Source organism: Pseudomonas sp. MPC6, assembly GCF_006094435.1.
Lineage (GTDB): Bacteria > Pseudomonadota > Gammaproteobacteria > Pseudomonadales > Pseudomonadaceae > Aquipseudomonas.
In genome coordinates this window covers 4,548,350-4,561,813 of the sequence record NZ_CP034783.1, presented here as the reverse complement: position 1 = coordinate 4,561,813, position 13,464 = coordinate 4,548,350, and the positions used below count along the sequence as shown (strand labels likewise).

General features: G+C 58.9%; 13 protein-coding genes and 1 pseudogene. 7 read left to right on the top strand and 7 right to left on the bottom strand.

The genetic code is table 11. From position 1 onward, the window contains the following. Window positions 1-40 precede the first annotated feature (40 nt). The 4 genes from ELQ88_RS23135 (at window position 41) to ELQ88_RS23120 (ending at window position 5,101) form a co-directional block, all read left to right on the top strand. Window positions 41-982: an ABC transporter permease gene (locus ELQ88_RS23135; RefSeq protein WP_138968030.1), complete on the top strand. Its 942-nt coding sequence runs from the start codon at window positions 41-43 to the stop codon at window positions 980-982. Further along, window positions 979-1,851 (top strand): ABC transporter permease, encoded by an 873-nt coding sequence (locus ELQ88_RS23130; RefSeq protein ID WP_138968028.1) that lies wholly within the window; start codon window positions 979-981, stop codon window positions 1,849-1,851. Before ELQ88_RS23135 ends, ELQ88_RS23130 begins: the two co-directional genes overlap by 4 nt. Further along, window positions 1,851-3,482, top strand: a complete 1,632-nt coding sequence (locus tag ELQ88_RS23125; protein ID WP_138968026.1) for an ABC transporter ATP-binding protein — start codon at window positions 1,851-1,853, stop codon at window positions 3,480-3,482. Before ELQ88_RS23130 ends, ELQ88_RS23125 begins: the two co-directional genes overlap by 1 nt. A gap of 65 nt (window positions 3,483-3,547) precedes the next feature. Beyond that, window positions 3,548-5,101: an ABC transporter substrate-binding protein gene (locus ELQ88_RS23120; protein ID WP_138968024.1), complete on the top strand. Its 1,554-nt coding sequence runs from the start codon at window positions 3,548-3,550 to the stop codon at window positions 5,099-5,101. Window positions 5,102-5,104: 3 nt separating this feature from the next. On the opposite strand, the gene ELQ88_RS23115 is transcribed toward ELQ88_RS23120, so the two are convergent. Continuing rightward, window positions 5,105-5,725 carry a GntR family transcriptional regulator gene (locus tag ELQ88_RS23115; protein WP_228761557.1) on the bottom strand — a complete coding sequence of 207 codons (621 nt, stop codon included), beginning with the start codon at window positions 5,723-5,725 and terminating at the stop codon, window positions 5,105-5,107. A 108-nt stretch (window positions 5,726-5,833) separates the two neighbouring features. Between ELQ88_RS23115 and ELQ88_RS23110 the strand changes: the two genes are divergently transcribed. Continuing rightward, window positions 5,834-6,673 (top strand): alpha/beta hydrolase, encoded by an 840-nt coding sequence (locus tag ELQ88_RS23110; RefSeq protein WP_138968020.1) that lies wholly within the window; start codon window positions 5,834-5,836, stop codon window positions 6,671-6,673. Window positions 6,674-6,833: 160 nt separating this feature from the next. Here the strand turns inward: ELQ88_RS23110 and ELQ88_RS23105 are convergent, their stop codons facing one another. From ELQ88_RS23105 to ELQ88_RS23095, 3 genes are all read right to left on the bottom strand, one after another. Next, window positions 6,834-7,328, bottom strand: a complete 495-nt coding sequence (locus tag ELQ88_RS23105; RefSeq protein ID WP_138968018.1) for a PaaI family thioesterase — start codon at window positions 7,326-7,328, stop codon at window positions 6,834-6,836. A 126-nt stretch (window positions 7,329-7,454) separates the two neighbouring features. Further along, the gene (locus ELQ88_RS23100) at window positions 7,455-9,020 is read right to left on the bottom strand and encodes a PAS domain-containing methyl-accepting chemotaxis protein (protein ID WP_138968016.1); all 1,566 of its coding nucleotides are present in this window, start codon (window positions 9,018-9,020) and stop codon (window positions 7,455-7,457) included. A gap of 185 nt (window positions 9,021-9,205) precedes the next feature. Next, on the bottom strand, window positions 9,206-9,787 hold the full coding sequence (locus ELQ88_RS23095) for a polyribonucleotide nucleotidyltransferase (protein WP_138968014.1): 582 nt from the start codon (window positions 9,785-9,787) through the stop codon (window positions 9,206-9,208). Between the two features lie 308 nt (window positions 9,788-10,095). Here ELQ88_RS23095 and ELQ88_RS23090 point away from each other — a divergent pair, with 308 nt between their 5' ends. Then, window positions 10,096-10,335: a hypothetical protein gene (locus ELQ88_RS23090; RefSeq protein WP_138968012.1), complete on the top strand. Its 240-nt coding sequence runs from the start codon at window positions 10,096-10,098 to the stop codon at window positions 10,333-10,335. A gap of 37 nt (window positions 10,336-10,372) precedes the next feature. Here the strand turns inward: ELQ88_RS23090 and ELQ88_RS23085 are convergent, their stop codons facing one another. Continuing rightward, on the bottom strand, window positions 10,373-11,167 hold the full coding sequence (locus ELQ88_RS23085; RefSeq protein ID WP_138968010.1) for an alpha/beta hydrolase: 795 nt from the start codon (window positions 11,165-11,167) through the stop codon (window positions 10,373-10,375). A gap of 248 nt (window positions 11,168-11,415) precedes the next feature. Between ELQ88_RS23085 and ELQ88_RS23080 the strand changes: the two genes are divergently transcribed. Further along, window positions 11,416-11,769, top strand: a complete 354-nt coding sequence (locus ELQ88_RS23080; RefSeq protein WP_138968008.1) for a hypothetical protein — start codon at window positions 11,416-11,418, stop codon at window positions 11,767-11,769. Between the two features lie 12 nt (window positions 11,770-11,781). Here ELQ88_RS23080 and ELQ88_RS34795 read toward each other — a convergent pair. After that, window positions 11,782-11,907: pseudogene (locus tag ELQ88_RS34795) on the bottom strand (outer membrane lipoprotein carrier protein LolA); the annotation flags it as partial. A gap of 150 nt (window positions 11,908-12,057) precedes the next feature. Next, window positions 12,058-12,954 (bottom strand): 2-hydroxy-3-oxopropionate reductase, encoded by an 897-nt coding sequence (locus ELQ88_RS23075; RefSeq protein WP_138968006.1) that lies wholly within the window; start codon window positions 12,952-12,954, stop codon window positions 12,058-12,060. Window positions 12,955-13,464 lie beyond the last annotated feature (510 nt).

Genomic DNA, 13,464 nt, shown 5'->3' with positions numbered 1-13,464 from the left:
TGCCCTGTTGAGGGCTGCGTATCAACATCGAGGAACCCACATGTTTCGTTTGATCATTCAGCGTCTGGCCATGGCGGTCCCGACGTTATTGCTGATCTCCATTGCGGTCTTCGCAATGATCCGGCTGATACCCGGTGACCCGGCGCTCTTGATGCTGGGCGACATGGCTGATCCCGCCAGCCTGGTCAAGATGCGGCAGTCCCTCGGGCTGGATCAACCGGTGATCACGCAGTACCTGATCTGGCTCAAGGCAGTGTTCCATGGGGATCTGGGCTTTTCGATCACCAGTCATGAAGCCGTTTTGCCGCTGGTGCTTGAAAGGTTCAGCGTCAGTGTGACCATCGTGCTGACGTCGGTCGCGCTGGCGGCGGTGATTGCCGTTCCTCTGGGCATGCTGGCGGCGTGGAAACAGGACTCGCTGGTGGATTTGGGGCTGGTGACGACCGCGACCTTGTTACTGTCGATCCCCGGTTTCTGGATGGGCCTGTTGCTGCTGTATGTGTTTGGCCTGGAGCTGGGCTGGTTGCCGGTGGTGGGGTATGTGCCGTTTTCGGCTGATTTTGGCAAAGCGCTGGCCTACATCATCTTGCCCGTGACCACGCTGGTGCTGCATGAAAGCGGTGTGATTATCCGGATGCAGCGGGCCAGCTCGATCGAAGTCTTGCGCCTGGACTACATCGCTCATGCCCGCGCCAAAGGCTTGTCGGAGCGCGCGGTGCTTTGGCGCCATACGTTGCGCAACGCCTTTGCACCGACCTGGACCCTGATCGGCCTGATCCTCGGCAACCTGCTGGGCGGGATCGCCGTGATCGAAACGGTGTTCACCATTCCCGGCATCGGGCGCCTGATGGTCGACTCCATTTATGCGCGTGATTACCCCGTACTGCAGGGCTGCCTGTTGCTCATTACGTTCGTCTACGTGGTGGTCAACCTGCTCGTAGATTTGATGTATCCGCTGTTCGATCCTCGGGTGAAAGCATGAAGATTTTAAGCGAAGTGACCGTGCCGCCAACTGCTGTGCCGAAGGTCACCGGGCACAAGCGTCCGCTCCCGTTCAACGCGCTGATCGGCGGAAGCCTGCTGGTGGTGCTGGTGCTGCTCGCGGTGGCCGGTATCGTCTGGACGCCGTATGACCCGCTGCGGCTGGACCTGGCCAACCGATTCATGGCGCCGTCCTGGCCACACATCCTTGGGACTGATGAGTTCGGCCGCGATGTCTTCAGCCGCATCATCATCGGTGCCCGCACCAGCCTGTGGATCAGCCTGTTGACGGTGATCCTGGCCATCGGCATCGGCACGCTGTTCGGTTTGCTCGCCGGTTACCTGCGAGGCTGGACGGACCGCCTGTTGATGATGGTCAACGATGCGTTGCTGGCATTCCCCGGGATGTTGCTGGCGCTGGGGTTGCTCGCCATTGTGGGCGCGAGTCAGTACGGCATCGTGCTGGCGCTGGGCCTGGCCTATATCCCCACCGTGGTCCGGGTGGTGCGCAGCACGGTGTTGTCGTTGCGTGAACGAGAGTTCATCGAAGCCTCCAGGGTCATTGGCAACAGTGAGCTGTACACGATGTGGCGGCATATCGCGCCGAACTGCGTCGCGCCGTTGATTGTCCTTGCCACCAGCATGTTTGGCTGGGCGATTCTCTCGGAGAGCGCCTTGAGCTTTCTCGGGTTGGGCGTTCCACCGCCTGCAGCGACGTGGGGCAACATGCTTGCCTCGAGCCGGCCGCATCTGGTCACTGCACCGTGGCTGGGCTTCTTCCCTGGCCTGATGATTTCCATTGCCCTGATCGGCATCAATCTATTCGGTGACGCCCTGCGTGATCGCCTTGACCCCCGGATGAGTCGCTAATGGATACCATCAAGCCTTTGCTTCGCGTCAGTAATCTGTGCATCCAGGTGGGCACCGAGGGCGCGCTTGCGGTTGACCACCTCAGTTTCGACATGGCACCCGGCGAGATCGTCGCGCTGGTGGGTGAGTCCGGCAGCGGCAAAACGATGGCGGCGCGTGCTGTCATCGGGCTGTTGCCGCCACCGATGCGCGTCGCGTCCGGTCGAATCGAGTTTGCCGATACCGACCTGTGCTCCTTGCCTTACGATCAGTTGCGTGACGTTCGCGGCTCGAAGATCGGGATGGTGTTTCAGGAGCCGATGGTCTCGCTCAACCCGACAATGACGATCGGCCGGCAGATGGCGGAAGGGTTGCGCCTGCATACCGATCTGGATGAAAAATCCATTCTTGCCCGGTCGTTGGAGATGCTGCGCCGAATTGGCATGGATGACCCGCAACGCTGTTTGAACGCCTTCCCTCACGAGTTCTCCGGGGGCATGCGACAACGCATCATGCTGGCTTCGGTCATGTTGTTGCGCCCGGCACTGTTGATCGCCGACGAGCCGACCACGGCCCTCGACACCCTGGCCCAGGCTGACGTGATCGAACTGATGCTCGAACTGACGCGGGAGGAGGGCACCGCAATCCTGTTCATCAGTCATGACTTGTCGCTGGTGGTGCGCCATGCCCACAAAGTGGTGGTGATGCGCAACGGCAAAGCGATCGAAAGCGGCCCGACCGAACAGATCCTTCTAGGCCCCAAGGCCGATTACACCCGGCAATTACTCGAAGCGCTGCCCACCCGCGGCAACCTTGACAGCGCACCCCTGGCCTCGCCGTTGGTCGACATGCGTAACGTCACCATCGAGCACCCGGGGCGCCAGGGTTTCCTGTGGCGCGGTAAAGCCAAGCGCGCGGTGGATGGGGTCAGTCTGCAAATCGCTGCGGGTGAAACGCTGGCGCTGGTCGGCGGCAGCGGTTCGGGTAAAACCACCCTTGGCCGTTCGGTCGTCGGGCTGGTCAATCCGATTGCCGGCGAGATCTTTTTCGATGGCGTCGACATCCTCAAAAGCGCCAACCGTGAGCATCGACTGCAATGCCAGATGATCTTTCAGGACCCGGTATCGTCCCTCGATCCGCGAGCCAGAATTGCTGAAATTCTCGCGGAACCGCTGCGCCATGTGCCGGGCCTTGATCGCGAGCAGCGTGCCGAGCGCGTGCGCACCATTCTGCACGATGTCGGTCTGGACCCGCTTTTCGCCGACCGCTTCCCCCATCAGCTCTCGGGTGGTCAGCGGCAACGCGTGGCGATTGGTCGGGCGCTGATTCGTCACCCCAAGCTGGTCATCGCCGACGAACCGATTTCCGCGCTCGACATGACCATTCAAAAGCAAATCCTGGCGTTGTTCGAGCGGCTGCAAAAGCAGTACGGCTTTGCGTGTCTGTTCATCTCCCATGACCTGGCGGCGGTGGAACGAATTGCCCATCGCGTGGCCGTCATGCAGCAAGGTCGACTGGTTGAAATCGGCACCACCGCACAAGTGTTCGATAACCCGCAACACGCCTTCACCCATCGCCTGCTGGCTGCCGCCAATCCGTTGGTGAGACTGGCCGATGGCAGTTATCAATTGCGCAGCAGTGCTGAGGTATGAAGGACATCAAGGCCGTCGTACCTGGGGCGGCGCGAACCTGTTTCATCTTTATCAAGGACTCGCTTATGAATCGCTTTTTAGTAAACGCGCTGGCGCTGGGCATGATGACCCTGATCGGTTGCGGTATCGCCCAGGCGCAAACCTTGCGTCTGGCCATGAACTCCGACATTCGCAGCCTGGACCCGGGGGTAAATCGTGACGACCGTTCCGATGCGGTCGTGCTGCATATCACCGAAGGCTTGGTGGCCTATGGGGAAAAGGGTGAAGTCAAACCGTTGCTGGCACAGAAGATCGATGTCTCTGCCGATGGTCTGACCTACACCTTCACCTTGCGCCAGGGTGTGAAGTTCCATAACGGCGAATCGTTGACTGCCGCCGACGTACTATGGAGCTGGAACCGGGACATGGACCCCAAGACTCAGTGGCGCTGCCTGCCGGAGTTCGATGGCAGCGGCTTGACCAAGGTGGCCAAGGTAACGGCGCCGGATGACCATACCGTGGTGATGGCGCTGGAAAAACCCAGCGGGATGTTCCTCGCCACGCTAGCGCGTACCGACTGCGGCGGCACTGGCGTTCTCAACAAAGCCTCGGTCAATGCTCAGGGTGAGTTCCTGGCGCCGATAGGCACGGGCCCTTATCAGTTAAGCGAGTGGAAGCGTGGGCAGTACGTCACGCTGACCAGATTTACTGACTATCAGTCCTTGCCCGGCCCGCGCGATGGCTATACCGGCGGCAAGAACGCGCTGACCGATGAAGTACGGTTTGTGATTATCCCCGATCAGGCGACGGTCAAGGCGGCGCTGTTTTCGGGCGACCTGGACATGGCTGAAGTCACCGAAACCGACCTGCCCGAAATCAAGACCCACGCAACGCTGAAGGTCTCGACAGACCCAAGCGCGACCATGAATGTGCTGATGTTCCAGACCCGGGATCCGTTGCTCAAGGACAAGCGGATTCGTCAGGCCATTGCTGCCGCGATCGATGTCAAACAATTGGTCGCGACGACGAGCAACGGCTTCGGTGTGCCCAACAACTCCATCATCAGCGTAGCCTCCAACTACTACGGCCCAAGCGAGCAGCGCGGCTTCACCTACGACCCACAGAAGGCTGCCCAACTGCTCCAGGAGGCAGGCTATCGCGGCCAACCACTGACGATCGTCGCCAACAAGCGCTCGATGGTTCCCAGTTACGACCTGGCCATTATTACCCAGGCGATGCTGCAAGCGGTCGGCATCAACGCGCAGGTTGAAGTCATGGAATGGGGCACTCAGCTTGAGCGTTACCAGAGCGGGCGTTATCAGGCGATGTCGTTCACCTATTCGGCGCGCTTCGACCCGGCGCTGAGTTTCGAGCAGGTGACAGGCAACAAGGACAAAGAGGCGCGCAAGGTCTGGGAGGATCCGGTGGCCATTGAGTTGCTGAGCCAGGCACTGATGGAAGGTGACGTCGCCAAGCGTCAGTCGATCTTCGATCAACTGCATGAGCGCTTCATCGATCAAGTGCCGATGATCGTCATGTACAACGGCCTGGACATCGTTGCGCTGAATCAGAACGTAGAGGGCTACGACGCCTGGATCGGGCAGAAGCCGCGCCTGTGGGGTGTCAGCATCAAGCCATGAAACTCATTGCTCCAGTGGGGTTTGACGGATGTGCGCCGCGATCAGTCGCTTGAGTTGTTCGCGGTCACCGTTACGCAGGAGTTCAAGGATCTGGAAGTGTTCGCGGCTCGACTGCTCGGCGCGCAGATGCGTACGCCAGGTACCGCCTGGAGACGATGGGGGACGGCTGCGAATTTCTTCGATGAACTCGATCATTACCCGGTTGGTGCACATGTCATAGATCCCGCGATGAAACTCGAGGTTCGCGACGTAGCACTCTTGCATCGTGCCTTCGTTGACCAGGCGGCTGAAGCGCTGCGCGATGACGTCCAGCGCCTGCAAACGCTCCTCGGTGACGTCCATCTGGTCGACGGCGGCACATTCTAGTGCGATCCGAACTTCGCGGGTATCCGATACCTGGGTCAGGTCAGGCGTGTGCACGTAGTAACCGCGATTGGGAATGTGTTCGACGATGTTTTTGAGGACCAGTTGGTCCAGTGCGCGGCGGATGTCCAGCCGTGTACAGCCGTAACGGTGTTCGAGATCGATCTGCTTGAGCCAGCTGCCGGTCGGAAGAACACCGACATTGATGTCGTTTGTAATCAGCAGCACCAGTTGGCTGCGATCAGTCGTTTTTTTATTCAAAGGTGACTTCCACAAAACTTGGAAAGTGGGTGTGTGAGTCGTCCACCGTGCATGACCCTGACCCGCTGTAGTTTTCAATAATGGCACAATTATCAACGAGGTTTCACAATGTTGAGCAACCCTCAAGACACCCCCGAAGCGCGGCATCGTCAGATGTACTATCGAGGTAGCACGACCATTTTTTCGTGCCGTAAGGATCCGCGTTTTGCCTATTGCCTGTATGTTCCGCAAACCTTCGACCAGGCACCTGAGGGCCATCGTCTGCTGGTTGCGGTCCATGGTACCGGGCGCACGATGGTTGAGTATCGGGACGCGTTTGCCGAGTTTGGGCGCTTCAATCGCTACATCATTCTCGCACCGCTGTTTCCGGTAGGTCCACTGGGCGATGGCAACCCCCATGGCTTCAAATACCTTCAGGAAGGAGACATTCGTTATGACGAAGTCCTGCTGGCAATGGTGGATGAAGTATCCGAGGCGCTCAGCACTTCGTTCGGGAAGTTTTCATTGTTTGGTTATTCGGGCGGGGGACACTTTGCCAACCGGTTTTACTACCTGCACCCCGAACGCCTGCGCTCCGTTTCCATCGGTGCACCGGGGTCGGTGACCTTGATCGATGAGGGACGCGATTGGTGGGTGGGTACCGGAGGCATCGAGGCGATTTTCGGCAAGAGCCTGAATCTCGATGCGCTGCGTGAAGTCGATGTTCAACTGTTAGTGGGTGCCGCGGACCTGGAAACCTGGGAGATCCACTACGCACCTGGTTCAGTGCAATACATGGACGGGATCAACGACGCCGGGCGCACAAGGGTGGAGCGCAATGCCACGCTGGCACGCAACCTTGAGGCCTATGACATTCGTGTTCGACAAGACATAGTTCCCAACACCGCCCACGCCGGAATATCGGTAGTGCCCTATGTCCAGGACTTTTTATTGCAACTGGGCAATTGAATCAAGACGCCGTCGAAGCCACCTCGACGGCGTTTTGCACCGCTGAATTTACCGCAGTATGTTTGCCAGGACCGCTTGATCATGGTTTGAAATGGATCTGATGCATTCGTCTGCCAGATTAATCAACAGAGCCCATTGGTCCGGCTGCTTATAAATCCGGTTAGCGCCCGTGAGCCGCATCGGCCAACTGCCCGGTATCGACCCGAACGAAAACCGAGTCGCCAACCGCGGTCAGCAGGTCCCCCGCATACACCTCGCAGATCACCCGGGTCTTGCGTCCGACTTCACCCTCGACCTTCGCCCGCAACGTCAGCGGAACGCCCATGGGAGTCGGCTTGATGAACTTGATGCCAAGGTTGCCGGTGACGCAGTTGATGCGCGCAAGGCTGTTGGCCGCGCGCTGTTCCTGCCGGTAGTGATAGGCCATCGCCGTCCAGTTCGAATGGCAGTCGACCAGCATTGCGATGAGCCCGCCGTAGACCAGGTCCGGCCAGCCGCAGTACTTGGCTTCGGGCACATGCTCGGCCATGACGTGCACGCCGTCCTCATGCCAGAAGCTCTTGATGTGCAGCCCGTGCGGGTTGCTGCTGCCGCAGCCGTAACACACGCCTTCCGGCGCGGCGCTGTCTTGCAGGGAGGTGTCGTGCGGGGACATGTCTTGTCATCCTCTGGGAAGTGAGCCTCGGGTATTTTAACCGCAGTCCGGAGGATTGGGGCTTGGATCGATTTGCGCAAAATTTAAAGCCCGCAGGAGCGGGCTTTTTTCAAGAAAATTGATGGGTTATCGGTTAAACCGCTCGACCAATGAATACTGGGTTTTAGCGGTCTGGGTCAATTCCTTGCTCAGCTCTGCCGAATGCCTGGCTTGTTCAGATGTCTGGTCCGCCAGATTGGCAATGGTCGTGATATTGCGGCTGATTTCCTCAGCCACGGCGGTTTGCTCTTCGGTCGCAGCGGCAATCTGGGTGGTCATGTCCGTGATGTTCGCGACGGCCTCACTGATGCCGACTAATGCCTTATCTGCCTCAAGCACCCACGCCACGCCTTCTTCAGCCTGTCGATGGCCGCTTTCCATGGTTTTAACCGCGTTGCTGGATGAGACCTGCAACTTGGATATCAGGTTATGGATCTGGATCGTGGACTGAGTCGTGCGCTGTGCCAGCTGACGCACTTCATCTGCGACGACCGCGAAGCCTCGACCCATGTCGCCCGCGCGCGCGGCTTCGATGGCGGCGTTCAGCGCGAGCAGGTTGGTTTGATCGGCAATGCCTTTGATGACATCCACCACCGTCCCGATTTCATTGCTGTCCTTGGCCAGCTGCGCCACCGTCAGCCCTGTCTCGCCCACCACGACGGAGAGGCGCTGAATGGCTTCTCGAGTGTCCCGCGCCACCTCGCGTCCACGTCCGGTCAGCACATTGGCTTCTTGAGTGGCGTCGGCAGTGCGCTGGACGTGGCTGGCAACCTCCTGCGTGGTGGCCGCCATTTGATTGACTGCGGCCGACACCTGCTCGGTCTCGACCCGTTGGCGGTCCAGTCCACGGGAGCTATCGGCGGCGAGGCCATCGGATCTGCCAGCCAGACTGGTCAGTTGCTCTGCCGTGTCTTGCAGCCGAGTGAGGCAGGTCTTGAGCCGAGACGCTTGACTGACAAACGCCGTTTCAAGGCGTGCCTGAGAACCGCGTTCATCGCTGTACATTTTGGCCAGCAACGAATCGGAGGTAGAGGCCTCAGCCAATTCCAGCAGATGCAGCGCCCCTCGGTTTTGCCTGCGGGCCGCAAGCAACCCGATGGGAATCGAAACCCCGACAGCCAGAATGAAAGCCACAGGCGCGCTGAGGAACATGCCGCCCAGCGTTCCCGCCAATCCGACCGTCACAACAGGCAACCAGGCGAGTAGGGCAGGATGCCATTGATCGCTGCCCGGGACGGCTGATTTTCCAAGACTGATGCGTTTATAGAGGGCTTCGGCGCGGCGGATCTGCTCGGCCGTCGGCTTGACCCTGACCGATTCATAGCCAACCACCTCACGACCATCGAAAATCGGCGTGACGTAGGCGTTGACCCAGTAGTGGTCGCCGTTTTTGGCGCGGTTCTTGACGATGCCCATCCACGGCTTGCCAAGCTTGAGCGCGCCCCACATATGGGCAAAGATCGCGGAGGGGACGTCGGGGTGACGAACGATGTTTTGAGGCGCGCCGATCAGGTCGGACTTGTTGAAACCGCTGATATCAACGAAGGCGTCATTGCAGTACGTGATGACGCCTCGTGCATCCGTTGTCGAGATGAGTTTTTGTTGAGGTCCAAGGGCAACCTCGCGCTGCGTAACCGGTTGGTTGTTTCTCATCTGTATTGCTCCTATGCCCTAAGTTAGGGGCATCGGCTGCAATGGGTGAAAGATTAACGAGTAATTCCAAAAGGACAGGTTGTGCGTCGGAAAAGCAGGTGGTCTCCGACAACGCTCCCCTTTCACCCATCCCATATTGTTGCATCGTGAGGGTTAACGAGTGGGCAGGAGAGCGACGGGTCCGGTCATTCACCAATGATCGCCTTGATCAATGCAATATGGGTCTTGCGAGTGTCGCGCGGTGAGATCAAGTGAATATAAGCGGCCGTCCTTCCAGAGGCCGCCAATAGCGTGGTGTTGAGAAGCTGATCGTTGCCCAGTGTGCCGTAGGCATCAATCTCGAGAATGCCAAGACCGTTGTTCTTGACCACCTCTTTCTCACGCAGAATCCTGAAGTCCTGGTAGCCGCTTTCATGCTTGCTGATGGTGCCGTTTGCCAATCCCAGCAGAAACTCCTCATCGTTATCCCCCTCAAACGATCCTTCCGGCACCGGGGTCTCGGTCACCACCACCATGCGTTTTTGCGCGGCGTTGACGTACATCGTGCCCGTCATGCCTCTGGCTCTGGCCTGCGCGTCAATCTCAGGCAAATCGCGCTCGACGTAACCTTGCGGCAATGTGTAAGTCAGTTTGCCCGCGAGCACGGAAATCCTCTGGGGAGTACTTGCCTCACTGGTCGGCGGCTCCGTTGCTGCCTGAATCGCTGCAACGCCTTGAACCGAGAAGGCCAAACACAGCATGACTAGCTTGCGGCTGAACGATCGCATCGTAATTCCTTTTAGTGATTCCCTGAATGATCCTGCAAGTGTGCCCGAAATCAAGGGTCATGCTCGACCACCAAGCCGGAGTCTTGGTATGGGCAGCCAGAGCTACTGAAGGAAATTACGGAACTCGCGATCCCGAGCCGTAGCTGATGACCTATTCAAGCCGTCCAGCCCTCGGTGCCTATCGGTGCATCACCCAAAGCCAATCTCGACGCTTCAAAAAATTTGAACCGCTTCTGGACGCGCTCGCCTAATGATCATCCTGTGGATAATCCCGCAGGCAATTTGCCAATACCGGCATACTCCGAGAGGTGGGCAACGTGGCTAAAGACGAGAAGAAAAGCAAAGGTGACGCTTCGAAAGCCAGCAAGGACTTGAAAGACAAAAAGTCATCAGCGCCAAAGAAATCAGCTGCGGCCTCGGCTCTTTCGAAATCTTCCGAAAAGAAAGACAAGAAAAAAGATGCCGAACCAAAGAAATCTGCAAAAAAAGCTGATAGCAAGCCAGAAAAGGCCAAGAAGTCAGAGAAGCCGGCGAAAAAGAAAAAGTGACATCTGCTGTCTGCTAGGGCTTTACGCCCTAGCTTCCTCAGGCTGTTCGGCGCGGGCTCTTCATCGCCGTGCTAGTGCAGAGGAATTCGCGTATCGCTTCGGCGGTTCGCCTGGGGCTGGTCACCACGAAAAAATGCCCCTCGCCCTGCAGGACGTGCAGTTCGGCATGGCGAATGGCGCGGCGCAGGATGTGCGCGTTGTACAACCGCACCAGGGTGTCGCGGTCGCCGGCGAGGATCAGCGTGCGCTGGCGCAGACGGAACAGCCGCAGCAGGCTGGTCCAGCCGACCAAGGCGGTGAGCTGGTGGTAATAGGTTAGCGGGTTGACCGTGAGCATGCCGTTCACCCTACCGAAGCGCAGCAGCGTCTGTATCGAGTTGCGCGAGCCTTCCTGTTTGTGCAGTTTGGCGCTTTTGCTCCGGGCAAAAAAATCCAGGATGTCGGCGGGCTTCACCAGCATCGCCGGGCCGGCCGAGGTCGCCGCGAGAATCAGCCGGCGCACCATGCTCGGATGACGCAGGGCGAATTCTTGCGCCAACGCACCGCCCCAACTGAGGCCGAACACATCGATCTGGTCGATTCCCAATTGCTTGAGCATCTTAGCGATCAGGTCGGCATGGCGCGGCAGACGCATCGGCCAGCGGGGCGTTTGCGATTTGCCAACCCCGGGCACGTCCAGCGTGATGGTCCTGTAGTCCACCAGTTCATCGCGCAGCGGATCGAAGGTACGGATCAAACCACCCAGGCCGTTGAGCAAGAGCAGCGGTGAGCCTTGGCCGCGGATTGAAACGTTCAACTGCAAGTCTTCAATGGTTAATGTGTGCGTTGTCATGGTTTCCCCCTTGGCCTACTCGCTGTTAAGACAGCGTCCGGTGCCAAACGACTGCTTTTTGCCGATTGCTGCCTGTCGAATTTCCAGATTCCAATAGAAAAATAAATCCGTCGCCTTTTTTCGTTGTAGGAGCGAGCTTGCTCGCGAAAAACTAACAGGCGCCGGGTACATCCAGACAGTACGCGTTATCGTTGACGTCCATCGCGAGCAAGCTTGCTCCTGCAGCGGACCGTGTTTGAGGGTTGTTTATGGATGAAATTGAAATTTTGTCGCTGTCTCCCGGGGGGCGTTATCGTGTTGAGGCAGCGGTTTGGGAGGCAGGCAATAGTCACTGGGTGTATTTGCCGCACATCATTGATACCGAGCAGGATACCTGCCTGTTCAAATTTGCCGATCGTCGCTGGTCATTGGATCGTGACACCTGGCTGAGCGCGACGTCGCTTGAGGTCATGCTGCGCAAGTATCCAGGGGATCGGATGGGGACAGGGGTGAGGGTGGTGATCGATTGTGCTCGCCGGACTGCGCGTTGCGGTGATGGGCCGGAGATTGGGTTGTCGGTGTTGGAGAGGGCGCTGGAGGCGATGTTGGTGCGCGGCTACTGAATTTCGTGGTCCTGTAGGAGCGAGCTTGCTCGCGAAAAACCGGAGGGCGCCACGGGGATTCAGGTAGCAAGCGTCATCGTTCAGGTCCATCGCGAGCAAGCTTGCTCCTACAGGGATCGGTGTTGGACATAAAGTTATGTCCAACACCGATAATCGGGGGGTATTGCGGTCAGGAACCCTGTGGGGTTTCTCCGCGCGCCAGGCGGGCGTTGATGTCTTCGATCAAGCGCCCTCGCCACGGATCATCCGCATTCGCCAGTCCGGCGGATTGTTAGACTGTCGCCGGCTTCAGCCCTTGGCGTCGCGGATGGAAAAACCGGCCATGTGTTCCAGCCCCTTGATCAAGGCCGAGTGGTCCCATTGGCTGCCGCCCAGGGCCGCGCACGTGCTGAACACCTGCTGGGCGTTGGCGGTATTGGGCAGGTTGAGGTGCAACTCGCGGGCGCCTTCCAGCGCCAGGTTAAGGTCCTTCTGGTGCAGGGCGATGCGGAACCCCGGATCGAATGTGCCCTTGATCATGCGTTCGCCATGGACTTCGAGAATCTTCGACGACGCAAAACCGCCCATCAGCGCCTCACGGACCTTGGCCGGGTCGGCCCCGTTTTTCGCAGCGAACAACAGGGCTTCGGCCACCGCCTGGATGTTCAGGGCGACGATGATCTGGTTCGCCACTTTGGCGGTCTGACCGTCGCCATTGCCACCGACCCGCGTGATGTTCTTGCCCATGCATTGCAGCAGCGGCAAGGCGCGGTCGAACACGGCTTGATCGCCGCCGACCATGATGCTCAGGGTGCCAGCCTTGGCACCGACCTCGCCGCCGGAGACCGGTGCATCCAGGTAACGCGCGCCGGTGGCGACGATTTTTTCCGCGAACGCCTTGGTGGCTGACGGGGAAATCGAGCTCATGTCGATCACTACGTTGTCCGGGCCGGTCCCTTCAGCGACGCCATCCTTGCCGAACAGCACCGCTTCGACATAGGGCGTGTCCGGCACCATGACAATGATGAACTCAGCTTGTCGCGCCACTTCACGGGGGGTCGCCAACACCTGGGCACCGGTGTCGGTGAGTGCTGTGGGCGGGGTGCCGTGGTGGCTGGAAAGGAACAGCTGGTGGCCGGCCTTGACCAGGTTTTGCGCCATGGGCAGGCCCATGATGCCGGTGCCGATAAATCCGATATTAGCCATGGGGAAATCCTCGTGTTTTTGTTGCTGCTTCAAACAAATGGGGGACTGCTTTTGTCGGCGCCGGCTTGCTGGCGAAGGCGTCTTCATTAGCGTTGCAAGGCTTGAGGCCGCCTTCGCTGGCAAGCCAGCTCCTACAGGGATCACCTGCGTACAGGTGAATGGTGGTTAACGCCAAACCCCTATGTAGGAGCCGGCTTGCTGGCGAAGGCGTCTGCATTGACGCTGCAAGGCTTGAGGCCGCCTTCGCTGGCAAGCCAGCTCCTACAGGGATCACCTGCGTACAGGTGAATGGTGGTTAACGCCAAACCCCTGTGTAGGAGCCGGCTTGCTGGCGAAGGCGTCTTCATTAGCGTTGCAAGGCTTGAGGCCGCCTTCGCTGGCAAGCCAGCTCCTACAGGGATCACCTGCGTACAGGTGAATGGTGGTTAACGCCAAACCCCTATGTAGGAGCCGGCTTGCTGGCGAAGGCGTCTGCATTGACGCTGCAAGGCTTGAGGCCGCCTTCGCTGG